The following is a 25,331-nucleotide window of genomic DNA, read 5'->3' as shown; positions in this document are numbered from 1 at the left end:
AATAAAGGCCATTTCCTAGAAATGAAAAAATATTCTGAAAAAATTGAAAAATAGTGACGACGCGAGCATCATCAGTCCATCCAACAATGACAATCCCGTGGAGGGCTGGAAAATGGCCAGGATGCGCGCTGTCGATGCCGCGGTTCTCGTTCTCGAAAAGGAAGGCATTTCCTGCGCTTTCGGCGTGCCGGGCGCGGCGATCAATCCCCTCTATTCGGCACTGAAGGCGAGGGGTTCGATCCGCCACGTTCTTGCCCGCCACGTCGAGGGCGCCTCGCATATGGCTGAGGGCTATACCCGTGCCAGGTCGGGCAACATCGGGCTCTGCATCGGCACTTCGGGTCCAGCTGGCACCGACATGATCACCGGGCTCTACTCGGCCGCCGCCGATTCCATTCCGATCCTGTGCATCACCGGCCAGGCGCCGCGCGCCCGGTTGAACAAGGAGGATTTCCAGGCCGTCGACATCGCCGCCATCGCCGCCCCCGTCTCCAAATGGGCGGTCACCGTGATGGAGCCCTACCTGGTGCCGATGGCGCTGCAGAAGGCGTTCCACCTGATGCGCTCGTCGCGACCCGGGCCGGTCCTCATCGATCTCCCGGTCGACGTGCAACTGGCTGAGATCGAATTCGACATCGACGCCTATGAGCCGATGACGCCGTTCAAGCCAGCGATGACACGCAGCCAGGCCGAGAAGGCGCTGGACATGCTGAATGCGGCCGAAAGGCCGTTGATCGTCGCTGGCGGCGGCATCATCAATGCGGATGCTTCCGACCTTCTGATCGAATTCGCAGAGATCACCGGCGTTCCGGTCATCCCGACCTTGATGGGCTGGGGCGCGATCCCCGACGATCACCGGCTGATGGCCGGCATGTGTGGGCTGCAGACCTCGCATCGTTATGGCAATGCCACCATGATCGAGGCCGACTTCGTCTTCGGCATCGGCAACCGCTGGGCCAACCGCCACACCGGCTCGGTCGACGTCTACACCAAGGGGAAAAAGTTCATTCATGTCGACATCGAGCCGACGCAGATCGGCCGTGTGTTCGCGCCCGACCTCGGCGTCGTCTCGGATGCGGGTGCGGCGCTGAAGATGCTGCTCGATGTCGCCACAGAGTGGAAGACGGCAGGCAGGCTACGGGATTGGTCAGGCTGGGCGAAGGAGTGCCAGAGCCGCAAGAAGACGATGAAGCGCAAGACGCATTTCGACCAGGTGCCGCTGAAGCCGCAGCGTGTCTATGAGGAAATGAACAAGGCGTTTGGCCGCGACACCACCTATGTCACCACGATCGGGCTGTCGCAGATCGCCGGCGCGCAGTTCCTGCATGTCTACAAGCCGCGCAACTGGATCAATTGCGGGCAGGCCGGGCCGCTCGGCTGGACGCTGCCGGCAGCGCTCGGCGTTCGCGCCGCTGACCCGGATCGCAACATCGTGGCGCTTTCCGGCGACTATGATTTCCAGTTCATGATCGAGGAACTGGCTGTCGGGGCGCAGCACAAACTGCCTTACATCCATGTGGTCGTGAACAATGCCTATCTCGGCCTGATCCGCCAGGCGCAGCGCGGTTTCTCGATGGATTTCGAAGTCAGCCTTGCCTTCGAGAACATCAACCGGACTGGCGATCCTGAGGCGGGTTATGGCGTCGATCATGTCGCCGTTGCCGAAGCCATGGGCTGCAAGGCTGTCAGGGTGCGCAAGCCGGAGGAATTCGCCGGTGCCTTCAAGGAGGCGCAACGGCTGATGAAGGAACATCAGGTTCCCGTCGTGCTCGAATTCATCCTCGAGCGCGTCACCAACATCTCGATGGGCACTGAAATCGACAAGATCACCGAATTCGAGCAACTTGCCGAAAGCCATGAAGACGCGCCGACGTCGATCGTCATGCTCGACTGATTCAATTTGTGAGGAAGTTCCGCTATGCCACGGTTTTCAGCCAATCTTTCGATGCTCTTTGGCGAGCATGATTTTCTTGATCGTTTTGAGGCCGCTGCCCGCGCGGGCTTCAAGGGTGTCGAATATATCGGTCCGTACGACCATGCGCCCGATGTCGTGTCCGCACGCCTGAAGAAGAACGCGCTGACGCAAGTCCTGTTCAACCTGCCGCCCGGCGATTGGGCCAAGGGCGAGCGCGGCATCGCGGTGCTGCCGGATCGCGTCCCCGAATTCCGCCAAGGCGTCGCCAAGGCGATCACCTATGCGCACGCACTGGGTTGCGAACAGGTCAACTGTCTCGCCGGGATCGCGCCGCAAGGCGTCGAGCCAAAGGTGCTTGGGGACGTCTTCGTCGAGAACCTGGCTTTCGCGGCGGAGAAACTGGAGCAGGCCGGCATCAAGCTTCTGATCGAGCCGATCAATACGCGAGATATTCCGGGCTTCTTCCTGAGCTATTCGGACCAGGCGCTGGCGCTGATCGACCGCGTCGGCTCGAAGAACCTCTTCCTTCAATGCGACATCTACCACATGCAGATCATGGAGGGGGATCTCGCCCGTACCATCGAGGCAAACCTCGGCCGCATCGCGCATATCCAGCTTGCGGACAATCCCGGTCGTCACGAACCGGGTACGGGCGAGATCAACTATCCCTTCCTCTACGACCACATCGACCGCATCGGCTATTCCGGCTGGGTCGGGGCTGAGTACAAGCCCAAGGCCGGGACGGAAGCTGGACTGGGATGGTTCCGGGCGTTGGCCGGGCAGGGAAGTGCTGCGGCCTAGCCAGCCTTCACACAGTCATTTGGAGAAAAACTATGGAAACCATCGGTTTCATCGGCCTAGGCATCATGGGTGCCCCAATGGCGGGCCACCTTCTCGACGCCGGTTACAAGGTCATCACCAGCGACCATCGTTCGAAGCCACCAGTTGACCTTGTTGCCAAGGGGCTGAAGACCGTGACCGGCCATGACGCTGTGGCCAAGGCCGCCGACATGATCATCGCCATGGTGCCGGACACGCCGCAGGTCGCCGACGTGCTGTTCGGTGAGAGCGGCGTTGCCTCTGGTTTGACCAAAGGCAAGCTGGTCATCGACATGAGCTCGATCTCGCCGATCGAGACCAAGGTTTTCGCCAAGAGGATAAACGATCTCGACTGTTCCTATCTGGATGCCCCTGTGTCCGGCGGCGAAGTCGGCGCCAAGGCCGCATCGCTGACCATCATGGTCGGCGGCGAGGAAAAGTCGTTCGAGCGCGCCAGGCCTGTTTTCGAGAAGATAGGCAAGAACATCACGCTGGTCGGGCCGAACGGCGTCGGCCAGACCACCAAGGTCGCCAACCAGATCGTTGTCGCGTTGACCATTGAAGCCGTCGCCGAAGCTCTTGTTTTTGCTTCAAAAGCCGGAGCTGATCCGGCCAAGGTTCGACAGGCGTTGATGGGCGGCCTGGCGGCTTCGCGCATCCTTGAAGTGCATGGCGAGCGCATGGTCAAGCGCACCTTCGCACCAGGCTTCCGCATCGAATTGCACCAGAAGGATCTCAACCTGGCGCTGGAGGGCGCCAAGGCGCTTGGCGTGTCGCTGCCCAACACCTCGACGACGCAGCAGCTGTTTAATTCCTGCGCGGCCAATGGCGGCGCCAAGGAGGATCATTCGGCGCTGGTGCGGGCGCTGGAGCGGATGGCCAATTTCGAAGTCGGCGGCGAAGCAGCTGAAGTCAAAGGCAAAGCGGCATAGGTCAGGAGAGGGCGGTCCAACGTTCCCAAGCCGCCAACTCTTGCCTCGCGAAGAGCGGGTTTCGGCGTTCGTCGCCGGAACCCGCTTCTCGTTTCAATCATGTTGGCGGTAGACGGCCCGTCACTTCCGGCTCAGCCGCGCTGTTTCAGGAATGCCCGCGCCGCATAGAGGCTGACTGCCGCCGCATTCGACACGTTGAGGGAGCGGATCGCGCCGGGCATCTCCAGGCGGGCGAGCGTCGTCACGGTCTCGCGGGTCTTCTGGCGCAGGCCCTTGCCTTCGGCGCCCAACACCAAGGCGATCTTGTCACCCTCGAAGCCGGTTTCAAGTTCCGTGGGGCCGTCCGAATCAAGGCCGATGGTCTGGAAGCCGGCCTCGTGCAATTGCCCAAGCGCGTCAGCCAGGTTCTTCACTTCGATCTGGTCGATATGCTCCAGCGCACCGGAAGCCGATTTCGCCAGCACGCCTGATTCCTGCGGACTGTGGCGTGCCGTGGTGATCAGCGCGCCGGCGCCGAAGGCCACCGCCGAGCGCAGGATCGCGCCGACATTGTGCGGATCGGTGACCTGGTCGAGCACCAGCACCAGTTTGGCATCGCCAAGTGCATCAAGCCGCTTGGGTTTCAATGGCTCGGCCTCGATCAGCACGCCCTGATGCACGGCGTCGGAACCGGTCACCTTGTCGATGTCCCTCGGCTCGACCAGTTCGGCCTTGAAGGGTAGAGCGGCGAGATCCGCTATTTCCAGGCGCTCCAGCGCATTGCGCGTCACCAGCATCTTTCTGATCTTGCGCCGTGGATTGTCCAGTGCCGCCCGCACCGTGTGCAGGCCATAGAGGCGCACCAGCCCGTCCGCCGCGTTCTCGCCCGGCGGCACCGGCTGGCGTGGCCGGAATGCCGGCGCGCCACCGCTCTTCTCGTCGCGATAGGCGCGGCGCAGCTTGGCGTAGTGGGTGTCTTTGGGCGTCTTGGAATTGTTGTCGCTGGTCATGCCGGTTCTATAACCATGTCCGGTGGAAATGGATACAGCCGCACCGGACAACCACCCATCGTGACCCGGATGAAATTTCAATGCGTTTTGCCGGAATGTTGCGGTTGACAGTTTTGGATGGTGCCGCCATAAGGCCCATCGCGGACGACAGCCATGGCGGTCGTGACGCGTACAAGCCTCGTTGCATGGCTCCGGCGGCAGACTGGAGAGGTGCCCGAGTGGTTAAAGGGGACGGACTGTAAATCCGTTGGCTATGCCTACGTTGGTTCAAATCCAACCCTCTCCACCACTGCCGGCCCGGAAGCCCTGAAACGCGAAGCAGGCCTGCTCGCCAGAGCAGCCCTGAAGAACCAAACGGTTCTATTCCTTCCGAAGATTTTACCATCCGACTTGGCGTGTCACGAGGACGCCATTGCGGTGGCGATTCGTATGTCGATGCCGCCCTGCCTCGAAGTCAAACAAGCGCATGGCGACACAGTGCCGTTCCTCGTCGGCCTTGGTTGATACCAATTTGAAAATTGACATCAAAATTCCGCTCGCATCTCCTTCCACTTGCTTGATACGCTGCGCTCAAAACTGAAACCAATCTTAAGTGGTATCAAATGAGGCGTAGGGAACGCGCCGTATCAAAGCTGCTCGAATTGATCGACAGTGCAGCCTTTCCCGAGGCCAGCAGGCTTCCGGCCGAGCGCGATCTTTCCGAACAGCTCGATCTCAGCCGTAGCGCGTTGCGTGAAGGCCTTGAGGTGCTCGAAGCCGAAGGCAAGATCTGGCGTCATGTCGGGCAGGGCACTTTCGTGGGAGCCCGCCCGCGCCGCGTTGCGGGAACGGCACCGTTGGTCGCGCCGCACACCAGCCCGAATGAACTGATGGAAGCGCGAATCCTGGTCGAGCCGTCGCTGGCTCGGCTCGCCGCGACGCGGGCAACGGCGGCCGAGATAGCCGAGCTGCATCATCTGCTCGCCAGGAGCGAAGTGGCCAGGGATGTCGAGACCTGGGAGCTGTGGGACGCACGGCTGCATCGGGCGGTCGCCGAAGCCGCGCACAATGTGTTGCTGCTGTCGATCTACGAGGCCTTCAACGCCATTCGTGCCCAGCCGCAATGGTCGCGGCTACGGCACGAAACACTGACGCAGGAACGCCTCACCATCTATCGCGAGGAACACCGCGCCTATGTCGACGCCATTGCCGGGCGCGATGCGGAAGCCGCGGCCCAGGCGATGCGGCGCCATCTGGAATCCGTGCGTGATGGTCTTTTTGGCAACGCCGGCTGAACTGTCACGACAAGCGAGGACCCATCGATGACATCCGTAACTTCAACAATCCCGGCGCTTGTCGCCGCACACGATCCGGCCTCCCTCGCCGTTCTTGCACCCGGCCGTGCCCCGCTGACTTATGGTGGGCTTGCCGACCGGATCGCGGCCGTCGCGACGGTGTTTCGAAAGGCCGGCATTGTTCCCGGCGACCGCGTGGCGATCGTCATGCCGGATAGCGCCGAACTGGCGACCGTGTTTTTGGCGATTGCCTCGGCGGCTACGGCTGCGCCGCTCAATCCAAGCTATCGCATGGAGGAGTTCGACTATTATCTGAACGACCTTGGCGCCAAGGCCTTGGTGGTGCTGGAAGGGTCCGAGACTCCGGCACGTGCGGCAGCGCTCGCACGCGGCGTGGCGATCGTCGAACTGCGGCCCGTCAATGATGCACCGGCCGGTTCATTTGATCTTGTCGTTGAGCAGGCAGCGGACACGCCGGCAGCTGATGCCAACGCGACGCCCGCGGATATCGCGCTGGTGCTGCACACCTCAGGAACCACCTCAAAACCCAAGATCGTGCCGCTCAGCCACCTCAACCTGACGACCTCGGCGCGCAACATCGCCCGCACATTGTCGTTGACCCAGTCCGATCGCGGGCTGGTGATCATGCCGCTTTTCCATATTCACGGCTTGATCGGAGCGTTGCTGTCGTCGATCTCTGCCGGCGCCAGTGTCTTTTGCGGTGGCGGCTTCAACGCACTGCGGTTCTTCGGCTGGCTGGATGAGTCGACTGCCACCTGGTACAGCGCCGTGCCGTCCATGCATCAGGCGATCCTCGGCCGTGCCGAACGCAACCGCGAAGTGATGGAACGGCACAGGCTGCGGCTCATCCGCTCCTCGTCCGCGCCGATGTCGCCGGTGCTGATCGGCGAACTGGAGCGGACCTTTGCCTGTCCGGTCATCGAATCCTACGGCATGACGGAAGCAGCGCACCAGATGACCAGCAACCCATTGCCGCCATCGCCGCGCAAGCCGGGCTCGGTCGGCATCGCCGCCGGCCCCGAGGTGGCGATCCTCGACGCCTCAGGAAAGCTGGCGGCGCCCGGTCAGCCCGGCGAGATCGTCATCCGTGGGCCGAATGTGACCGGCGGCTACGAGAATCGGCCGGAAGCCAATGCCGAAGCTTTTCGCGATGGCTGGTTTCGCACCGGCGACCTCGGCCATCTGGACGAGCAGGGCTATCTCACTATCAGTGGCCGCCTCAAGGAGATCATCAATCGTGGCGGCGAGAAGATCTCGCCGCGCGAGGTGGACGACATCATTGCCGAACATCCAGCCGTGCTCCAGGCGCTGACCTTCGGCATGCCGAGCGAGAAGCTTGGTGAGGAGGTTGCCGCCGCCGTGGTTTTGCGCGAAGGCGCATCCGCGTCCGAGAGCGAATTGCGCGAATTCGTCGCCGCGAGACTGGCGCCTTTCAAGGTGCCGCGCCGAATCGTGTTCCTGGAAGAGATACCGAAAGGACCGACGGGCAAACTGCAGCGGATCGGCCTTGCGGAACGGCTGGGGATCACGCGATGAGGATCTGTATCTACGGTGCCGGCGCCATTGGCGGCCTGATGGGCGCTCGCCTGGCGAAAGCCGGCCATGAGATGACGCTGATCGCGCGGGGGCCCCATCTGCTGGCGATTCAGGCCAATGGGCTGCGTCTTGTCGAAGGCGACGCTACGTCGACCGTGCAGGTCGCGGCTTATGAGAATCCTGCCGAAGCCGGCGAACAGGATTATGTCGTCGTCGCGCTGAAGGCGCCCGCGGTTGCAGGGATCGTCGACCGCATGCAGCCTTTGCTCGGGCCGACAACCAGCGTGGTGATGGCGGTCAATGGCGTGCCGTGGTGGTACTTTCATGGCCTCGAGGGTCCGTGGCGCGACCATGTGCTGGAATCGGTCGATCCCGGCGGAGTGCAAAAGCGCGGCATTGGCGCCGACCGGGTCATCGGCTGCGTCGTCTACCCGGCGGCGGAAGTCGTTGAGCCCGGCGTGGTCCAGCATGTTTCCGGCGACCGGTTCAGCCTTGGCGAGCCCTCCGGTGTCGCCACCGAACGCGTGAAAGCTTTCAGCAAGGCGCTGATCGGGGCAGGGCTGAAGGCTCCGGTCAAGGCAGACATCCGCACCGAGATCTGGGTGAAGCTGTGGGGCAACGTTGCCTTCAATCCGATCAGTGCGCTGACGGGAGCCACGCTTGCGCGAATCTGCGGCGATGCCGAGACCCGTCGCCTGGCGCTTTCGATCATGACCGAGGCGGAAAAGGTGGCGAACGCGCTCGGCGTGACCATGCCGATCTCGGTGGAGCGTCGCATCGATGGCGCGGCCGCCATCGGCGAGCACAAGACATCGATGCTGCAGGATCTCGAACGTGGCAGGCAGATGGAGATCGATGCCGTGGTAGCCGCCGTTTCGGAACTCGGCCGCATCGTCGGTGTCGAAACGCCGACAATAGACACGGTGCTGGCTCTGGTGCGCCAGCGTGCGAGCATTGCCGGCGCGTACCCCTGATGTAGCCAATGGGCTGGGCGGCCTTGCCGGCCGGCCGGCTCGGCTTCGTTTGCGCTACGAGGCCCGAGCAAGAAATGTCTGGTAGTCGGACTTCGCTTGCAGCAGCCGGAGGATGTTGTTGCGCGATCCACGGATGTGCTCACGTGTCAATTCGACAGCACGTGCGGCATCACCTTCGCAAATCGCCTCGACGATATCGAAGTGCTCGTCGCGAGCGATCTTCCACTCATCGAGCCTCAGCAACTCCATCCAGACGTAGTGCTGGCACTTGTCGAGAATGCCGTTCAATATTCCGCAGAGCATCACATTGCCGCTGATCTCGGCAATGGTGCGGTGGATGTCCATTCCGATTTGCAACTCCTGGAACATGTCCTCCGATTTGCGGTCGGGCAGGGCGGCAAGCCGCTCGCATTCCCTGACCATTTCGCGCAGGCGTTCCTTCTCGGGGTCTGTGATCTTGGCTGTCGCCAACTCGGTCGCATAGCCGTCAAGCAGTTCGCGTATCTCGAACGCTTCGCGGAACATGTGGATGTCGAATTCGGTGACGATGTAGCCCTGACGCGGGCGGCCGATCACCAGCCCGTCCTGCTCCAGCCGGTTCAACGCCTCGCGAACGGGCGTGCGGCTGACCTTCAGCTTCACCGCCAGGTCGTTTTCCGTGACGCGTGCGCCCGGCGGCAATTGTCCGGTGACGATGATCGCCTTCAGCGACCCGTACACGGATTCGCGCAGCGTATTCTTCCCCTTGGCCATACTAAGCGATTTCCAATTCTTGCTCGAGAAACGCCGGCCACCGTCGGCTGCCCGGCATCGTCGGGACAGCGGTGGTCGCCGGCCACTCAACTGTCCGATACAGACGCCAGCTTATGGCTGAAGAACGCGATCTTTCAAGTTGACATTTGTTTTTGCCAGCGATTACATTCAAAATTGTATACAAAATAGAATGCCGAAACAATGGCAATATCCGGGGAACATGACGATGAGAAAATCAAGCCTTGCAAGTGCATTGGCCATGGCTGGCCTGACCGTTGGCGTCGCTTCGGGCGCGCTCGCGGCCGACACGATCACTGTCGCCTCATGGGGCGGCACCTATCAGGAAGCGCAGACCAAAGCCTTCTTCAAGCCGACCGCCGATGCGCTCGGCATCACGATCAAGGAAGACACCACCAACGGGCTGGATGATGTCCGGCTCCAGGTGACCGGCAATGCGGTCAAGTGGGACATCACCGAGCTGGGTGCTGACGAATGTGCCAGGGGTTCCAAGGAAGGCCTGTTCGAGAAGCTCGACTACAGTGTCATCGACAAAAGCGGGATCAATCCGAAGCTGGTGCATGACGATTGGGTGGGCATCTCCTACACGTCCGTGGTCCTGATCTACCGGACAGATGTCTTCGGCGACAAGGGACCGAAGACCTGGGCCGATTTCTGGAATGTCGAGAAGTTTCCGGGCCGCCGTGCGCTGAGCGGCAGCCAGTCGACCGAGACGCTCAGCGTCGCGGCTCTTGCCGAAGGGATTCCCATCGACAAGGTCTATCCCGTGGACGTCGACGGCGCTTTGAAGTCGGTGGACAAGATCCGTGGCCACATCGACGCCTGGTGGACGTCCGGAGCCCAGGCGATGCAACTGGTCAAGGATGGCGAGGTCGACATGGCCAGCATCTGGAACGGACGCGCCGGTACCCTGAAGAAGGAAGGCGCGCCGGTCAGCTTCTCGTTCGATCAGGGCGTTCTCACCGCCGACTGCATGGTCATACCGAAGGGCTCGAAGAACAAGGACATCGCCATGAAGGCGCTGGCCATGTTCGTCAGCCCGCAGCTGCAGGCCAATTTGCCGCTCTATGTCGACAATGGGCCGGTGAATGAGAAGGCTTTTGACACCGGCAAGATCCCCGCGGACAGGATCAAGGACATCAATTCATCGCCCGAGAACGTCAAGAAACAGGTTCTGCAGGATGCCGAATTCTGGCGTGACAACCTCGTGGAAGCCACGGAAAAATTCAACAACCTGATCCAGCAGTAAGGCCGCGTCCGGTCCGACAAGCACGTCCTCGCCGGGGCAATTCTCCGGCGAGAGAAGTCTCTTGCGTTCTCGCACAGCTCATCTCTGAAGGAAGTGTCGATTTTGTCCGCAGCACAGTCCTCGCCACCGATCAGCATCAAGGGAATTGCCAAGCGCTTCGGCAGCGTCCCGGTTCTCAGTGATCTCGATCTCGACGTGGCGCCCGGCGAATTCCTCACGCTGCTTGGTCCGTCCGGGTCAGGCAAGACCACGCTTCTGATGATCCTCGCCGGGTTTGTAAGAGCCAATGCCGGAAGCATCAGGATCGGCGGGGATGAGGTCATCACCATGCCGCCGCACAAGCGCAACATCGGCATGGTGTTCCAGAACTATGCGCTGTTCCCGCATATGAACGTCTTCCACAACATCGCTTTCCCGTTGAAGCAGCGGCGCATCGCGGCAGTGGAAACGGCCGAGCGGGTCGAGAAGGCGCTTGAACTCGTGCAATTGCAGGGCCTTGCCGACCGCCGCGTCGACCAGTTGTCGGGCGGCCAGCGCCAGCGCGTTGCGTTGGCGCGGGCGATCGTGTTCGAGCCACGCATCGTCCTGATGGATGAGCCGCTCTCGGCGCTCGACAAGGGGCTGCGCGAGCATATGCAGATCGAGCTGCGCAGCCTGCATCGCCGGTTGGGCATGACCACTGTCTATGTCACCCACGACCAGCGCGAGGCGATCACCATGTCGGACAGGATCGCCGTCATGAACAAGGGCCGCATCGAGCAATTGGATCAACCCAAGACGCTCTATGCCAAACCTCGCACCCGGTTCGTCGCCGGCTTCATCGGCGACTCTAATTTCATCCCCGTCGACTGCCGGGACGGCGCCGCATGGTACGCTGGACAGAGAATTCATACCGGGTCGCCGGTGCCGCCGTCGGGTCGGCATTGGCTGGTCGCACGCCCGGAATGTGTCAGGCTCGCCGGAGGCGCTTCGGAAACCAGCACGAATGTCTTTGCAGCCACGGTCCGCGACATCGTTTATCAAGGTGACAGTTTCATCTGCTACGTGACGCTGGCCAATGGCGAGCAGGTCGCACTTCGCGACTATTGCCGCAGCGACATTCTGTCGAGGATTCCGCAAGACGGGCAGGCGATCAATCTTCAGATCAACGCCGAAGACACCAGCATCGTGACGAGCGAAGCATGACGACGCTGGCGGACACCGAAGGTCACCTTCGCGGCGCGAACGCCGACGTGCTGAAGGCGGATGCGCGGCGTGAATCACTGGCCTTGCTGGCACTGTGTTCGCCAGGCCTGCTGCTGGTTGGCGTGATCATCGTGTTGCCAATCGGCTGGCTGTTCTGGCTTTCGTTCTTTGACGAAAACGGCATGCTCAGCGGGTCCAACTATGCCCGTTTCGTCGAGCAGAGTTCCTACATCCGGACCTTTGTCACCACCTTCAAGGTGGCTTTCACGGTCACCGGGCTCTGCGTCCTCCTCGGCTACCCGCTTGCCTACATGCTGTCACAGTTGCGGCAGCGCATCGCTTCCGTGTGCCTGATCTTCGTGATCCTGCCGTTCTGGACCTCGGTGCTGGTGCGCACCTATGCCTGGCTGGTGATCCTGCAGCGCAAGGGCCTGGTCAACACCTGGCTCATGAATCTCGGGGTGATCGACCAGCCGCTGTCATTGGCCAACAATTTCACTGGCGTCATCATCGGCATGACGCACATCATGCTGCCTTTCCTTGTCCTGCCGCTCTATGCCTCGATGAAGGCGATCGATTCCGACTATCTGCGGGCCGGGATGAATCTTGGCGCCAGCCCATCGGCGACCTTTCGCCAGATATTCTTTCCGCTGTCGCTTCCCGGTCTGGCTTCGGGCGTGGTCATCGTCTTTGTGCTGTGCCTCGGCTTCTTCGTCACGCCGGCATTGATGGGTGGCGGCAAGGTCATCATGTGGGCGATGCGGATGGAACAGACCACCAGCCTCTATTCCAACTGGGGCGCCGGCAGCGCGCTCGGGGTCATCCTGCTTGCGGTCACACTCGGCCTTCTTGCGCTTCTGCAGAGGTTGTTCGGAGCCCGAGCCACCGGCGTCTGGAGCGCAAGATGAACGAGGACCTTGGTTTGCCGATCTCGCATTGGCGGCGGCTATGGCTGTATGCCTTTGGCGGCCTCGTACTGCTGTTCCTGATCGCGCCCTCGCTGATCATCGTGCCGATGTCATTTTCGGGGTCGACGCTGCTGCAGTTCCCGCCGCAGGAATGGTCGTTGCGCTGGTACGAAGCTTATTTCCAGTCCGTGGAATGGCGTGACGCCACCATCGTCTCGCTCAAGGCCGCGATCCTGACGACGATCGTCGCAACACCGATCGGAGTGGCGGCCGCCTATGCGTTGAATTCGCGGATGCTGCGCATGTCGGGTTTTATCAACGCGCTGATGACGGCCTCCTTGATCGTACCGGTCATCCTCGTGGGCATCGGTACGTTCTTCATCTATGCGCGTGTCGGCCTGAACAACACCATGACCGGGCTGGTGCTGGCCCACACCGTTCAGGCGCTGCCGCTGGTGATGCTGACAGTGCTTTCCGGGTTCAGGTCCTATGACATGAACCAGGAGCGGGTGGCGCGCAGCCTGGGAGCAGGGCGCTTTGCCGCCTTCTGGCAAGTAACGGTGCCGCAGATACGGTTTTCGATCGTCTCAGGCGCGCTGTTCGCCTTCATCACCTCGTTCGATGAGGTTGTCGTCTCGTTCTTCATATCCGGCGGCGAGGTGACGACGCTGACGCGCCGGATGTTCAACGCCTTGCGCGACCAGATCGATCCGACGATCGCCGCGATCTCCACCTGCCTGATCGTGCTCTCGGTCGTGTTGCTGTCGATGGCGCAACTGTTCGGTCGTCGCCGCTAACGCATGTCCGGAAAAATAAAAAACGGGTTTTTCGAAACCAAGCTCATGCAAGACGAATCTCGATGCGAAAGCTTTAGCTTACGCCCAAACTTTATAGCTTCTTCTTATGACAAGGTACTGACCCTCGATGCGTGACTTACAGTTTCCCGGCCGATCTCCAGTCCGCGCCACCGAAGGCATGGCCGCGACATCGCATCCGCTCGCTACGCTTGCCGCCGTGGACATGCTGCGCGCCGGCGGCAATGCGATGGATGCCGCGATCACGGCGGCAGCCGTGCAGGCCGTCGTGGAGCCGCAGTCAACCGGTATCGGCGGCGACTGCTTCGTTCTCTATTGCCCGAATGGAGGGGGCGATGTGCTGGCATTCAACGGCTCGGGCCGCGCTCCCGCGGCCGCGAATGTCGACTGGTATCTCGAAAAAGGCTTCGATCGCATTCCGGCTGGCGGACCGCATTCGGTGACGGTACCCGGCGCCGTGGACGCCTGGTGCCGCCTGTTGGAAGATCATGGCCGCAAAGGCATCGCCGATGCGCTGGCTCCCGCCATCCACTATGCCGAGCACGGCTATGTCGTGCACGACCGTGTCGCCTTCGACTGGGCGGATCCCGAGACGGATCTTTCGGCCGACGAGCACGCCGCACGCATCTTCCTGCCGGGTGGCAGGGCGCCGGTGGCGGGTGATGTGCATCGCCAGCCGGAACTCGCCGCGACGCTGCGCAAGATCGCCAGGGACGGTCGCGCTGGTTTCTATGAAGGCGAGACCGCCGATGATATGGTCTCGAGGTTGCAGGCACTGGGTGGCCTGCACACGCTCGACGATTTCGCGTCGACAAGGGGCGACTATACGACGCCCGTCAGCACCTCCTACCACGGCTACGACATCCATCAGATGCCGCCGAACAATCAGGGCCTTACCGCGCTGTTGATGCTGAACGTGCTGTCCGGTTTCTTGCCGGGCGGGCTCGATCCCAACGGCGCCGAGCGGCTCCACCTGGAGATCGAGGCGGGACGGCTTGCCTATCGCGATCGCGACAATCTGGTTGGCGATCAGGACCATGTGGCGGTCCCCGTGAAAGAACTTTTGTCGCGTGACTATGCGGACCGGCTGCGCGCCGAGATCGACCGCGATCGTGCCATGACGCGTCTGCCGCGTGTTGCGTTGCCCGGCAGCGACACGGTTTACATTTCGGTGGTCGATCGCGACCGCAACGCGGTCAGCTTCATCAACTCGACCTATTTTTCATTTGGCAGCGGCATTGTCGGCCCAAAAACTGGAATCGTCTTGCAGAATCGCGGGACGAGTTTTCGCCTTGATCCCAGGCATCCGAACTGCATCGCTCCCGGCAAGCGGCCGATGCACACCATCATGCCAGGCATGGTCACCAGGAGTGGTCGCGCGCTGATGCCATTCGGGGTGATGGGCGGTGGCTACCAGCCCTTCGGCCATGTCCATCTGCTGACAAACATGTTCGATTTCGGCATGGACCCCCAGGAAGCGATGGACGCGCCGCGCGTGTTCTACAATGACGACATGGTCAGCGCCGAACGCAGCGTCTCTGCTGAAGCCATCGAAGGCCTGCGCCGACGCGGCCACAAGGTCACGGCGCCGTACGAACCGTTGGGTGGCGGCCAACTGGTTCTGATCGACTGGGAGAAGGGTACGCTGACCGGGGCTTCGGATCCGCGCAAGGACGGCATGGCGCTTGGCTACTGACTGCACACGGGCGAGGCTAAGGACAACCACCACCGATCAGGCTGGTGCTTGACGAGACCGTCTCGGGAACCTTTTTTCGACTGGCGATTTTGGATGTATGGTGTGAGTCCGAATGGCCAAGAGGGTATTTGCCGATGACGACGAAATGTTCTGCGATCTTCGCCCTCGCTGTCGGAATAGGCTGCGGCATTTGCGGGTCGGCGGCTGCTGGAGACCGGCATTACGAGCGTCAGGATCAACCCGAACACTATGTTCCCGCCGAAAGGGACGTCATCGACTTCCTGTTCGGTGGCCCGCGTTATTACGACCAGCAATTGGTCACGACGGCTGCCGGAGCCTGCTCATACCATCGTGTCGGGCCCGACGCGAATGCGTTGAACAAGATCAACGACCACCATTGCGGGAAGTAGCGAGCGCTCTCAGCCTCGGCCGCTCTTCTTCATCCGATCGATGATCTCGGCCATCAGCGCCAGGTCGCGGCGTGAATCGGCCAGGTCGGTCAGCGGCTTGGTGCCTTCGGTGATGTGGCGGTGGAAAATCTCCAACTCGTTGGAGAAGGCGTCGCCGTAGAGCGGACCGAAAGTCCTGGTCACCGGGCCAAGCGGACCGGCATCGGTCACCTCCAGCCGGGTTGGCAGGCTGCGGATATAGGGCGTGTCATAGATGATGCGCACACGCCTGGTGTTCGAGCGCACTTCGATCATGGCGTCGAACAGGCCGATATCGTCGACGACCGCATCATAGCAGCAGGCGAAATGGCCGTAGTCGAAGGTGACTGAGGTGTTGGCGCCGCCATTGGTGCGGTGTGCCGCGACCACGCCCACGGGCTCTCCGATCAACCCACGCATCGCCGAAATATGGTGCGAGGACAGAGCGGTCAGACCGCGATAGGCGCGCATCAGGTCGGCCGGCGCATCGACGCCCACCACCTCGCGGATCAGCGCATCGCGCTCCTTTGCGCCACGCGAAAGCAAGTCCGCGTCGATGTCTTTGGGATAGAGGACATTCTGGCTCTTCTTGAGGAAATGCCGGCCTTCCGAGATCAGGTCGAAGATGCGGACATGGGTGATGTCGGCATGATCAGGCAGTTCATCCCTGGCCGCCAGATAGGCCGGCGCGTAGCGGCGCATGTAGCCGACAAAGAGGGTCTTTCCGTAGTTAGGTGTCAGTGCCAGCAACTCGTCGATCTCGCGCACCGTCAGGCAGGCGGGTTTTTCCAGCAGGATATGCTTGTTGGCCTCCATGGCCGCACGCACGAAGCGGCTGTGCGTGTCGTCGGAGGACAGCACGAACACGGCATCAATGTCCGGCGAACGGATCAGGGCTTCCGCGGATTCATAGGCCTTTGCGGTCGCGTATTCGGATGTGCATAGCGCCACGAGGCTTGGCGAGACGTCATGGACGCCAGCGATGACCCAGCGGTCGCGCTGATCGCTCAGCACCGGCAGATGGATCGACTGCGCGACCTCTCCAAGACCTACAAGTCCGACACGGATCACCGCCACGGCATGCTCCCTTTCAACTCAATCGTTCGGTTGGTCAAAACCAACGTTCATTTGGTAAAGATGTCGTTAGGCGCGGCAGTCAAGCCGCGCCGGTGACGAGCGCAACGAGTTCGTTGCCGGTTGTTTCGGATGCGCGCACCGTCGCTGCCATGCGTCCTGCCCGCATCACCCAGATCTGGTCCGAGAGGCGGCGGACCTGATCGAAATTGTGGCTGACCAGGATGACGCTGACGGACTGTTCGCGCAGGCGCCGGATCAGCGCCTCGACATTGGCCGTTTCCTGCACGCCAAGTGCCGCCGTCGGCTCGTCCATCACAACCAGCTTGGCGCCGGAACCGACGGCACGGCAGATTGATATCGCCTGCCGCTGGCCGCCCGACAGGCGCCGCACACGCTGGTTGATCGACGGCACGTTGATCGAAAGGCGCGACAGCATGGAGCGGGCCTCGCGTTTCATCGCCTTGCGATCGAGGAAAGCGAAGGGGCCGATCCGGCGTACGATCTCGCGGTTGAGGAACAGGTTCTGCGCCACCGTCAGTTCGTCGATCAGCGCCAGGTTCTGATGCACGGTTTCGATACCGGCCTTGCGTGCCTCGTCGGGATTGGTGAAAGGTCGCGCTCGGCCGTCGAAGAACAGATTGCCGGCGTCCGGCTGATGCACGCCGACCAGGCTGCGTATCAGGGAGGATTTGCCCGCACCATTGTCGCCAATGACGGCGGTGACTTCGCCGCGACGGGCCTGGAAGGCGACGTCGGTGAAGGCGCGTATGCCACCGAAATGCTTGCTCAGTCCTTCACAGGCGATGATCGCCTCCGAGGACGGGATGTGATTGACGGCGCTCATTTCTGATACCGCATGATCAGCGCCGCCAGCACCACGATGGCGCCCACGGCAAGCGGTTGATAGAAGGCGGACACACTGAGCAGAGTCAGCCCGTTGACCAGTGCCGTAAGCATCAGCGCGCCGATGGCAGGCCCGAGAATGCTGGCGCGGCCGCCGAACAGGCTGACACCACCGAGCACGACGGCGGCCACCGAATTCAGCAGCAGGCTGGTGTTGATCAGCGGCTCGGCCGAACCGATGCGCGCCACCAGGAGAATTGCCGCGATGCCGGCGCAAAGGCCTGAAATCGTGTAGGCGGCGATCTTGACCCGGTTGGTGCGGATGCCAAGCGCGCCCGCACTTTCGGTCTGGCCGCCGGTCGCCAGCAAATGGACGCCAAAGCGGGTGTGATAGAGCGCGATATGCGCCACGATGACGGCGGCGATAGCCACCCAGACCGGATAGCCGAACGGACCGAAGGAACCGGACGCCAGCTTGAGCAGGAAGGTCGAGCCGACCATGGCTGGCTCACCGCCCGACAGGATGAGGCCGAGCCCGGTGATCGCCGAAAGCGTGCCGAGCGTCACCACGAAGTCGGGTATTTTCCCGGCGGTGATGATGACGCCGTTGAGAAACCCGACCGCACTTGTGGCGAGAACCGCAGCCACGCAGGCGAGGAGGATACCCCAGCCCGCGGCGTTGACGAGGCCAAGGATAACGGCGCCCAGCATGACGGAAGCGGCCATGGAAAGATCTATGCCGGATGTCGCCACCACAAAAGTCTGGCCGATCGACAGCACGACCAGGATCGCCGCCGCCAGCAACAGCGCCTGCAGATTGGCGACGCTGAGAAAGACCGGCTGGGCGATGCCGAACACGATGACGAGGCCGACCAGGCCGACGACGGACGCCCAGTCGGCCCAGAAGGAAGGATCGAGGAGGAGAGCCGCAAGGGAGGGACGACTCTCCTCTGCGCCCGCCGAATGGGCGGCGGGCGCGTTGTCTGAAGGAGTGCTCACTTCAACATCTCGCGGAAGGGATCAGGATAGTCGCCACCGGGGCGCGGGAAGTTCTTCAGCGAGGCCTCGGCATTGTCCTTGTTGATCAGCAGCACCGGTGCCGGCACGTTGGCGGGCAGTTCCTTGCCCTTGGCGGCCACGGCGCAGGCCTCGACGCCCATGGCGCCGACGACATAGGGGTACTGTGCGACGGTGGCGGAGAGTTCGCCGGCGGCAATCGATTTCAGCGCATCGACGATGCCGTCGAGGCCGATCACCTTCACTTCCTTGCCAGAGGTCCGCACGGCGCGTTCGACGCCGAGCGCCATGATGTCGTTGGCGGCGAAGAACCCAGTGAGGTCCGGATGCGCGGCGAGGATGTCGGTGGCGGCGGTCAGCGCCTTCTCGCGATCCCAATCGGCGCTGACCATCACCACGACTTCGAGCTTGCCTTCAACGGCCTGCTTGAAGCCCTTGATGCGAGCGTTGCTGCCGACATCGCCGACGATGCCCGCAATGATAGCGACCTTGGAGCCCTTCGGCACCAGCTTCAGCATTTCTTCGCCGGCCAGTGCACCGGCGGCGACATTGTCGGTGCCGATATAGGTCGAGACGGCGAAGCCGGCAGCCTTGGCCTGCTCGGCGTCGATGGTGCTGTCGATGTTGACGATCGGCTTCTTCTTCTGCGCGACCGGCACAAGGGCCTGGACGAGGTTGGAGACGCTGATCGGGTTGACCAGGTAGCAATCGAAATCCTGCATGGCCATGGCGGTCAGGCGGTCGGCCTGTCCAGTGGCGTCGCCCATATTGGCGGCGGCCTGGACGGTGACATTGACGCCGTTGGCCTTTGCCTGCTCTTCGATGCCCTTCTGCATGGTCTGGAAGAATGGGTTGTCGAGGCCCTTGACGATGGCCGCGACTTTCGCGGCGTCTTCGGAGAATGCCGGCCCTGAAGCCATCATCGCAAACAGACTGGCGCTCACCGCCAGACAATTGAACAAGCGCATAGTTCTTCCTCCCGTTGTTGATTGTGTCTCGTTGATCGGTCTCAGGCGAAGGAAAGGCCTGCGCCGGACGTTGCGGTGCGAATCCACCCATTGATGACAGGCGGCCGTCAGGGCAGCGACAGTCATATGATTTGTCGGCTTCGAGCCCATTTCGGGCCTGTTGATGTCAGGCATTTCTCCTCCCAGAGCGCTGGCCAGTGCCTTGCCAGCATTTCCGCATGTTCGAGAAAAATTTAACACGCGTCAAGATTTAAAATGGTGTGCAGTGGTTTTTGATTGTGCTGCAACGCAGCACGTCGGTTGGAGTCATTGGTTCGGAGAGCCGGATTGTGAGCGTGCTGCTCAGTTCGGGCGGAGCGGCGCCAATGCGGGGCCATCCGTTCGAAACAGATGGCAGGCAGCGGGAGAGATTTCGAGGCTGATCGGCTTGTGCAAAGGCGTCGTGTCGCCGCCCTCGGCCTGAACCACCAGTGTCAGTGCTGGCGCGATCTCGACATGCAGGATGGTCAGGCTGCCCAGCCGCTCGGCCAGCATGGCCTGTCCGCGAAACTGTCCTTCGGCAGAGACGCTGAGATGTTCGGGGCGCATGCCAAGCAGGACCTCGTCGCCAGATCTGATTGCGCCGGCCTCGACCGGAACCGTCAGCGCCTGGCCGTCCGGCAACGTCACTGTGACGCCACCGGGACCCGTCGATGCAACCTTCAGCTTCAGCAGATTCATCTTCGGTGAGCCGATGAAGCCGGCGACAAAAATGTTCGCCGGCCTGTTGTAGAGGTCGAGCGGCGAGCCGACCTGCTCGATGTGTCCGCCGTTCAGCACCACGATCTTGTCGGCCATGGTCATCGCTTCGGTCTGGTCATGGGTGACATAGATCATCGTCGCGGCGAGTTGCTCGTGCAGCCGCATCAGTTCGAGCCGCATGCTGACACGTAGCGCCGCATCGAGGTTCGACAGCGGCTCGTCGAACAGGAACACTTTTGGGTTGCGCACGATGGCGCGGCCGATGGCGACGCGCTGGCGCTGGCCGCCAGAAAGCTCCTTCGGCCGGCGTTCGAGAAGATGCGAAAGCTGCAGCACTTCGGCCGCCTCCTTCACCTTGCGTTCCTTCTCGCTGGCGGCAATACCGGCGATCTTCAGCGCAAAGCCCATATTGTCGGCGACCGTCATGTGCGGATAGAGCGCGTAGGACTGAAACACCATGGCCAGCCCGCGTTCAGACGGGTCGATGTCGTTGGAGCGGACGCCATCGATGAGAAGGTCGCCATGCGGAATTTTCTCGAGACCAGCGATCATGCGCAACAGCGTGGACTTGCCGCAGCCTGACGGCCCGACGAACACCACGAATTCCCGGTCCTTGACGTCCAGGTCTATGCCCTTGATGACTTCCACGGACCCGTAGGATTTGCGCACGCCGCGCAGCTTGAGCTCAGCCATGGCTTGCCTCCCTGTCGGCACGTTCGGGCGTGCCGTTGTTGTTCTCATCATGCGTCATCGCCAGCGGCGCACCCGCTTCACCCTTCCAGAGGATCAGGCTGGCCGCGCCGATCAGCCCGGCGCGAGCTCCGAGCTCGGCCCGCACGATCGGTACGTCACGATAGGCAGGCATTGCCCGCTGTCCTACTGTCGTCCGGATCATCGGAGCCAGAAGGTCGAAACCGTTGGCGAGGCCGCCGCCCATCACGATCAGATCCGGCGAATAGAGATGCAGCAGATTGGTGAAACCAATGCCCAGCCACTTCGCTTCCGCCTCCAGCAATTCAAGCGCGCGCACGTCGCCGGCACGCGCGGCATCGACGACATGCTTGGCCGAAACGTCGCCATTGGCTGACAGGCGCCTGAGCAGCGAGCCGTCGCCTGGCGCCGTCAGTGCCGTGGCGCGCCGCCCCAGTGCCGTTCCCGAGGCAACCGCCTCGAAGCAGCCTATGGCGCCGCAAAAGCAGCGCTCGCCTTCACCGGTAATCGTCATGTGGCCGATCTCGGCGGCCAGCCCGCGCCGTCCGTGATAGATGTGACCCTCGGCAACGACGCCGCCACCGATGCCGGTGGAGACGGTGACGAACACCATCGATCCGGTGCCCCGGCCGGCGCCGAAGCGCCATTCGCCAAGCGCTGCCGCATTGGCATCGTTTTCGAGGCGCACCGGCAGGCCGAAATGGCTGCCGAGAATGTCGATCAGCGGCACATCGTGCCAGCCCGCCAGCGTCGGCGGGGCAATGACAATTCCGGCCTTGGGATCGAGCGGACCCGGCGCGCCGACGCCAATGCCGACCACCTCCGCCTGCGGCCGCTGTGCCAGAATATCGGCCGCCAGCGTTATGATCTGGCCGATCACCGCCTCCGATCCTGCCACGGCCATCGTTGGCGCCGAGGCATGGGCTACGACGTGGCCGCCGCTCTCGACCAGCGCGCCGCGCAGCTCGGTTCCGCCAAGATCGAAGGCGAGGGCGACCTTGTTGGCCATCAGGCGGCGACCTTCAGCCCATGCAGCCATGCCATGCGCTGGGCAAGGTCGGGGTCGCCGAATGCCAGTGAGCCCAGCACCACGGTCTCGGCGCCGGCGGCGCGCAGACGCGGCACGGTCTCATGGCGGATGCCACCATCCGCCGCCAGGATGATGTCAGCCTCGCGGCCGGCCTTTCTCATCAGGGCGCGTGCCTCGATCAGGCGAGGGCAGGCCTGTTCCGAAAGGCTCTGGCCCTTGACGCCGATGGAGGTGCCAAGAAGCGTCACGAAGGCCACTTCCGGCAGGAAGGGCGTTATCGCGGCAACTGGTGTTTCCAGCCTGAGCACGACGCCGGCCTCGGCGCCGAGCTCATGCGCCAGCCGCACGGCGCGCAGGCCCGCTTCCGCGTTCTCGGCATGGACGCTGACAAGGTCGGCGCCGGCCTCGATGAACTGGCGCGTCTGCTCCTCGACGATTTCCGCTTCGACCATCAGATGGACATGGATCGGCCTCGCTGTCAGCTTGGCGATGCGTGCCACCAGGTCCGGAAAGAACAGGAAGCCGGGGGTGAAGCGGGCGTCGGCCACGTCGATGTGGTGCAGATCGACGAAGGGATCGATGCGATTGAGGTCGCGTTCCATATTGGCGAGATCGGCTGACCAAAGCGAAAACTCGCCGAGCAGCCGGTTGCGCGGCAAGGCGGCGATGGCGGCGCGGCCGGACAGGGATTTGGTCGTCATGACGGAAGAAGGCTCCGAATGTTGAGGTGAGCGTGCAGGAAGGCGGTGATTTGCGCGTGGAGTTCAGAAAAATGCCGGCTGCCGTCGAGCGACTTCGGAAACACCTCCGCGACCACCGCACCGGGAATGGCGGTGGCCAGCGTGTTGGCGGCCGACAGTGGATGTACCTCATCCAGGGCATTGCCGATGACCAATACCGGCATGGCGACAGCGGCGGCATCGTCAACGGAAACGCTTGGTCCATCGGCAGCGATATCCGCCAGGACCTCTGCGAACTGCGCGGCATCGGGCCGGTCGAAATAGCCCAGCAGCGAGGCTAGATTGTCGGGCGCCTCACGCTTGAACCGGGCCGCCGTTTGCGACTCCACGAAGATCGCTTTTGCCCTTTCAGGTCCATGATCCAGGATGAGGCTTGCGACCTCCGCGATCGGCAGCATATTCGCCGGCGCGCGGTCGAAGGTCCAGGCCGGCCTTACGAGCACGAGGCCGGTCACGCGATCCGGATGGCGGCAGGCAAGGCGCATGGCAATCGCCGCGCCCATGGAGATGCCGCCGGCAACGAAGCGCCGCAGCCCCGCCTCATCGGCGGCGGCAAGAACGTCGTTAGCGAACATGTCGAAGGAAAACGGGCGGCCTTTGCCAAGAGTGGACGCGCCGTGCCCACGGCATTCCAGCGTGATGCGCCGGAAGCCCGCGTCGGCGGGAAATGACTGGGCGACCTGCGCCTCGCCGCCGCCCAGGCCGTGCTGGAAGACGATCGCAGGCCCGTCGCCATTGTCCGACATCGAGAGCGCGGCGCCGTCGCGGAGAAGGGTGGCCACGGCTGCCATCAGAGCAGCCCCTTGAGGAAGCGGGCCACGCCGGGCGCTTCGGCAGCCGAGAGCCCGTGCGTGACCAGCGGCCCGTCGAAACCCGTTGCCTTGAGTCGGGAGACGAAATCCGCAAAGTCGACAACGCCCTGGCCAGCGGTGGCAAAGCGGCCGTCGACGAAACGGTCCTTGGCATGGGCCATGGCGACGTGGCCGGCCGTGCGTTCGATTGCTTCGGCGACGATGACGCGTGCCTGCTGGGCGTTCGCCTGTTCGAACAGGTTCGCCGGATCGAGAACGACGCGCAGCCGCTTCGAGCTCATCTCGGTGATGAGACGCATCGCATCGTCGGCTGACGTGACGATGTTGGCTTGCTCCGGCTCGATGCCGAGATCGACGCCGTGGCGCTCGGCGAACTCCAGCGCCTTTGCCATTTCAGCAGCCATATCGGCCCAAGCCGAAGCATCTCCATTATCGGGATGCTGAGCCCACTGGTCATCGGCATTGCGCGTCCCCGTGCAAAGCGTGACGAGAGGAATGGAAAGTGCTGCTGCCGCCTCGATGATCACGGCAAGCCGGCGCAAGCCATCGTCGCGCACCGCCTTGTCCGGATGCGCCATGTTGTAGGTGCCCGAAAGCGCCACCAGAGAGACGCCTGAACCAGCCGAAGCGGCGGCAATCGAGCTGATGGCGTTGTCCGGAACGACATTCGGCATGGACGGTAGGCCGGCACAGGCAAGGTTGAACTGGGTGACGGCAAACCCGGCGTCGCGGACCGCTGCCAGCACGCCGGCCGGTTCGTTTCCCGAAAACGTCTTGGCGAACACCCCGATCTGCATCAGACCGCTCCCGTCACGGAGGCGATCTCGACGCGCTGCCCGGTCTCGACCGAGCGCGCGATCGCCACCATGGCTCGGATCGAGGCGAGCCCGTCCTCGACGTCGGCACCACGCAGTGGCGCGCCGTCAAGCACGGTGGCGGCGAGGCCTTCGATCTGCCGCCTGAAGAAATGACCGTCGGCGCCAAGCGGCTTTCGCGACGTCGCATCCTTCTCGTGAAAAATGTCGACTTCGCTTGCCCGGAAATACCAGGGGTTGAAGGTTTTTGCGATCACCGAGCCGTTTTCGCCGTAGAGCTGAAAACCTTCGTGCCAGTCCATGCGCACGGCCACTGTGAGATCGAGATGACCGAGCGCCCCATTGGCGAACTCCGTTTCGACGAACCAGCAATAGGCGCCGAACCGCTCATTGAGGCGGGCGCGGACAGCAACGATCTCGCCGCACAGGAAGCGTGCCGTGTCGACAAGGTGAGACCCATGCGCCAACATGAAGTATTGCCGGAGATTGGCCTTGGGATTGCCGGCCGGCTTGCGCGCCAGCTTGCTGGTGACGGGCAGCGGCTGGATCGCGTCGGTGTTGGTGTAGCGGTGGGTGGAGTCGCAATACCAGGCCTTCAGCGCCAGGATCTCGCCCATCTCGTGGCGGACGAAATCTCGGGCAGCCTCGAGCGCGGGATCGAAGCGCTTCATGTGGCCGACCTGCAGCACCTTGCCGGAACGCTTGACCGCATCGGCCAGCTTCTCGCCTTCCTCGACCGAGACGCCGATCGGCTTTTCGCACAGCACGTGTTTGCCGGCTTCCAGCGCCTTGATCGACATCGGGACGTGGTAGGCGTCGGAAGTAGCGACGATAACCGCCTCCAGTTCCGGGTCGGCCAGCATGGCATCGTAGTCGCCATACATCTTCTGCGGTTCGTAGGTTGCGCCCATCCGTGCCAGCAGGTCGGGCGCGGCATCACAGATCGCATAGAGATCGGCATTGCCTGCTTTCACGCAAGATTCGAGATGGGCGAATTGCGCGATCGGGCCGCAGCCGAGCACACCGACACGAAGACGACGTTCCTGTTTCCGGATCATGGTTTCG

Annotated in this window: 24 protein-coding genes and 1 tRNA gene; 13 read left to right on the top strand and 12 right to left on the bottom strand. The window is 62.5% G+C overall.

Annotation, left to right across the window (positions count from 1 at the left end):
• Positions 1 to 112 precede the first annotated feature (112 nt).
• From gcl to ABVQ20_RS08340, 3 genes are read left to right on the top strand one after another with little or no spacing between them, the layout of a single operon-like run.
• Entirely contained in the window at positions 113 to 1,894 is a 1,782-nt protein-coding gene (gcl, locus tag ABVQ20_RS08350) for a glyoxylate carboligase (protein ID WP_354459039.1), read from the top strand.
• Positions 1,895 to 1,918: 24 nt separating this feature from the next.
• Positions 1,919 to 2,716, top strand: a complete 798-nt coding sequence (otnI, locus tag ABVQ20_RS08345) for a 2-oxo-tetronate isomerase (protein WP_354459038.1) — start codon at positions 1,919 to 1,921, stop codon at positions 2,714 to 2,716.
• Positions 2,717 to 2,748: 32 nt separating this feature from the next.
• Positions 2,749 to 3,666, top strand: coding sequence for a 2-hydroxy-3-oxopropionate reductase (locus ABVQ20_RS08340; protein WP_354459037.1), 918 nt, complete (start codon positions 2,749 to 2,751; stop codon positions 3,664 to 3,666).
• Between the two features lie 131 nt (positions 3,667 to 3,797).
• Here the strand turns inward: ABVQ20_RS08340 and ABVQ20_RS08335 are convergent, their stop codons facing one another.
• A complete protein-coding gene (locus ABVQ20_RS08335; RefSeq protein WP_354459036.1) occupies positions 3,798 to 4,655 on the bottom strand; it encodes a TrmH family RNA methyltransferase in 858 nt (285 codons plus the stop codon).
• 204 nt (positions 4,656 to 4,859) lie between these two features.
• Between ABVQ20_RS08335 and ABVQ20_RS08330 the strand changes: the two genes are divergently transcribed.
• The 4 genes from ABVQ20_RS08330 (at position 4,860) to ABVQ20_RS08315 (ending at position 8,460) form a co-directional block, all read left to right on the top strand.
• Positions 4,860 to 4,944, top strand: a tRNA-Tyr gene (locus tag ABVQ20_RS08330).
• 313 nt (positions 4,945 to 5,257) lie between these two features.
• Complete coding sequence (locus ABVQ20_RS08325) at positions 5,258 to 5,929, top strand: FadR/GntR family transcriptional regulator (protein WP_354459035.1); 672 nt, start codon at positions 5,258 to 5,260, stop codon at positions 5,927 to 5,929.
• Between the two features lie 27 nt (positions 5,930 to 5,956).
• The gene (locus ABVQ20_RS08320; protein WP_354459034.1) at positions 5,957 to 7,486 is read left to right on the top strand and encodes an acyl--CoA ligase; all 1,530 of its coding nucleotides are present in this window, start codon (positions 5,957 to 5,959) and stop codon (positions 7,484 to 7,486) included.
• Complete coding sequence (locus tag ABVQ20_RS08315) at positions 7,483 to 8,460, top strand: 2-dehydropantoate 2-reductase (RefSeq protein WP_354459033.1); 978 nt, start codon at positions 7,483 to 7,485, stop codon at positions 8,458 to 8,460. Before ABVQ20_RS08320 ends, ABVQ20_RS08315 begins: the two co-directional genes overlap by 4 nt.
• 54 nt (positions 8,461 to 8,514) lie before the next feature.
• On the opposite strand, the gene ABVQ20_RS08310 is transcribed toward ABVQ20_RS08315, so the two are convergent.
• Positions 8,515 to 9,213: a GntR family transcriptional regulator gene (locus ABVQ20_RS08310; protein WP_354459032.1), complete on the bottom strand. Its 699-nt coding sequence runs from the start codon at positions 9,211 to 9,213 to the stop codon at positions 8,515 to 8,517.
• 226 nt (positions 9,214 to 9,439) lie between these two features.
• Here ABVQ20_RS08310 and ABVQ20_RS08305 point away from each other — a divergent pair, with 226 nt between their 5' ends.
• The 6 genes from ABVQ20_RS08305 (at position 9,440) to ABVQ20_RS08280 (ending at position 15,494) form a co-directional block, all read left to right on the top strand.
• Positions 9,440 to 10,480, top strand: coding sequence for an ABC transporter substrate-binding protein (locus tag ABVQ20_RS08305; protein WP_435528328.1), 1,041 nt, complete (start codon positions 9,440 to 9,442; stop codon positions 10,478 to 10,480).
• A 102-nt stretch (positions 10,481 to 10,582) separates the two neighbouring features.
• Positions 10,583 to 11,665 carry an ABC transporter ATP-binding protein gene (locus ABVQ20_RS08300; RefSeq protein WP_354459030.1) on the top strand — a complete coding sequence of 361 codons (1,083 nt, stop codon included), beginning with the start codon at positions 10,583 to 10,585 and terminating at the stop codon, positions 11,663 to 11,665.
• Positions 11,662 to 12,573: an ABC transporter permease gene (locus ABVQ20_RS08295; protein WP_354459029.1), complete on the top strand. Its 912-nt coding sequence runs from the start codon at positions 11,662 to 11,664 to the stop codon at positions 12,571 to 12,573. The genes ABVQ20_RS08300 and ABVQ20_RS08295 overlap by 4 nt, the downstream gene beginning before the upstream one ends.
• On the top strand, positions 12,570 to 13,370 hold the full coding sequence (locus tag ABVQ20_RS08290; RefSeq protein ID WP_354459028.1) for an ABC transporter permease: 801 nt from the start codon (positions 12,570 to 12,572) through the stop codon (positions 13,368 to 13,370). Before ABVQ20_RS08295 ends, ABVQ20_RS08290 begins: the two co-directional genes overlap by 4 nt.
• 127 nt (positions 13,371 to 13,497) lie before the next feature.
• The gene (gene ggt, locus ABVQ20_RS08285) at positions 13,498 to 15,084 is read left to right on the top strand and encodes a gamma-glutamyltransferase (protein WP_354459027.1); all 1,587 of its coding nucleotides are present in this window, start codon (positions 13,498 to 13,500) and stop codon (positions 15,082 to 15,084) included.
• 44 nt (positions 15,085 to 15,128) lie between these two features.
• Complete coding sequence (locus ABVQ20_RS08280; RefSeq protein WP_354459026.1) at positions 15,129 to 15,494, top strand: hypothetical protein; 366 nt, start codon at positions 15,129 to 15,131, stop codon at positions 15,492 to 15,494.
• 9 nt (positions 15,495 to 15,503) lie between these two features.
• On the opposite strand, the gene ABVQ20_RS08275 is transcribed toward ABVQ20_RS08280, so the two are convergent.
• From ABVQ20_RS08275 to ABVQ20_RS08230, 10 genes are all read right to left on the bottom strand, one after another.
• On the bottom strand, positions 15,504 to 16,589 hold the full coding sequence (locus tag ABVQ20_RS08275) for a Gfo/Idh/MocA family protein (RefSeq protein WP_354459025.1): 1,086 nt from the start codon (positions 16,587 to 16,589) through the stop codon (positions 15,504 to 15,506).
• Between the two features lie 79 nt (positions 16,590 to 16,668).
• On the bottom strand, positions 16,669 to 17,433 hold the full coding sequence (locus ABVQ20_RS08270) for an ATP-binding cassette domain-containing protein (RefSeq protein ID WP_354459024.1): 765 nt from the start codon (positions 17,431 to 17,433) through the stop codon (positions 16,669 to 16,671).
• On the bottom strand, positions 17,430 to 18,431 hold the full coding sequence (locus tag ABVQ20_RS08265; protein ID WP_354459023.1) for an ABC transporter permease: 1,002 nt from the start codon (positions 18,429 to 18,431) through the stop codon (positions 17,430 to 17,432). Before ABVQ20_RS08265 ends, ABVQ20_RS08270 begins: the two co-directional genes overlap by 4 nt.
• Positions 18,428 to 19,417, bottom strand: coding sequence for a sugar ABC transporter substrate-binding protein (locus ABVQ20_RS08260; RefSeq protein WP_354459022.1), 990 nt, complete (start codon positions 19,415 to 19,417; stop codon positions 18,428 to 18,430). The genes ABVQ20_RS08265 and ABVQ20_RS08260 overlap by 4 nt, the downstream gene beginning before the upstream one ends.
• A gap of 342 nt (positions 19,418 to 19,759) precedes the next feature.
• Positions 19,760 to 20,851: an ABC transporter ATP-binding protein gene (locus ABVQ20_RS08255; RefSeq protein WP_354459021.1), complete on the bottom strand. Its 1,092-nt coding sequence runs from the start codon at positions 20,849 to 20,851 to the stop codon at positions 19,760 to 19,762.
• Positions 20,844 to 21,878, bottom strand: coding sequence for an ROK family protein (locus tag ABVQ20_RS08250; RefSeq protein WP_354459020.1), 1,035 nt, complete (start codon positions 21,876 to 21,878; stop codon positions 20,844 to 20,846). The genes ABVQ20_RS08255 and ABVQ20_RS08250 overlap by 8 nt, the downstream gene beginning before the upstream one ends.
• Positions 21,878 to 22,600 (bottom strand): ribulose-phosphate 3-epimerase, encoded by a 723-nt coding sequence (locus ABVQ20_RS08245; RefSeq protein ID WP_354459019.1) that lies wholly within the window; start codon positions 22,598 to 22,600, stop codon positions 21,878 to 21,880. Before ABVQ20_RS08245 ends, ABVQ20_RS08250 begins: the two co-directional genes overlap by 1 nt.
• Entirely contained in the window at positions 22,597 to 23,430 is an 834-nt protein-coding gene (locus ABVQ20_RS08240) for an alpha/beta fold hydrolase (protein ID WP_354459018.1), read from the bottom strand. Before ABVQ20_RS08240 ends, ABVQ20_RS08245 begins: the two co-directional genes overlap by 4 nt.
• Complete coding sequence (locus tag ABVQ20_RS08235; protein ID WP_354459017.1) at positions 23,430 to 24,248, bottom strand: sugar phosphate isomerase/epimerase family protein; 819 nt, start codon at positions 24,246 to 24,248, stop codon at positions 23,430 to 23,432. Before ABVQ20_RS08235 ends, ABVQ20_RS08240 begins: the two co-directional genes overlap by 1 nt.
• The gene (locus tag ABVQ20_RS08230) at positions 24,248 to 25,324 is read right to left on the bottom strand and encodes a Gfo/Idh/MocA family protein (protein WP_354459016.1); all 1,077 of its coding nucleotides are present in this window, start codon (positions 25,322 to 25,324) and stop codon (positions 24,248 to 24,250) included. Before ABVQ20_RS08230 ends, ABVQ20_RS08235 begins: the two co-directional genes overlap by 1 nt.
• Between the last annotated feature and the right edge of the window lie 7 nt (positions 25,325 to 25,331).

The organism is Mesorhizobium shangrilense (assembly GCF_040537815.1).
Taxonomy (GTDB): domain Bacteria; phylum Pseudomonadota; class Alphaproteobacteria; order Rhizobiales; family Rhizobiaceae; genus Mesorhizobium; species Mesorhizobium shangrilense.
This window is presented reverse-complemented; position numbering and strand designations above follow the sequence as displayed.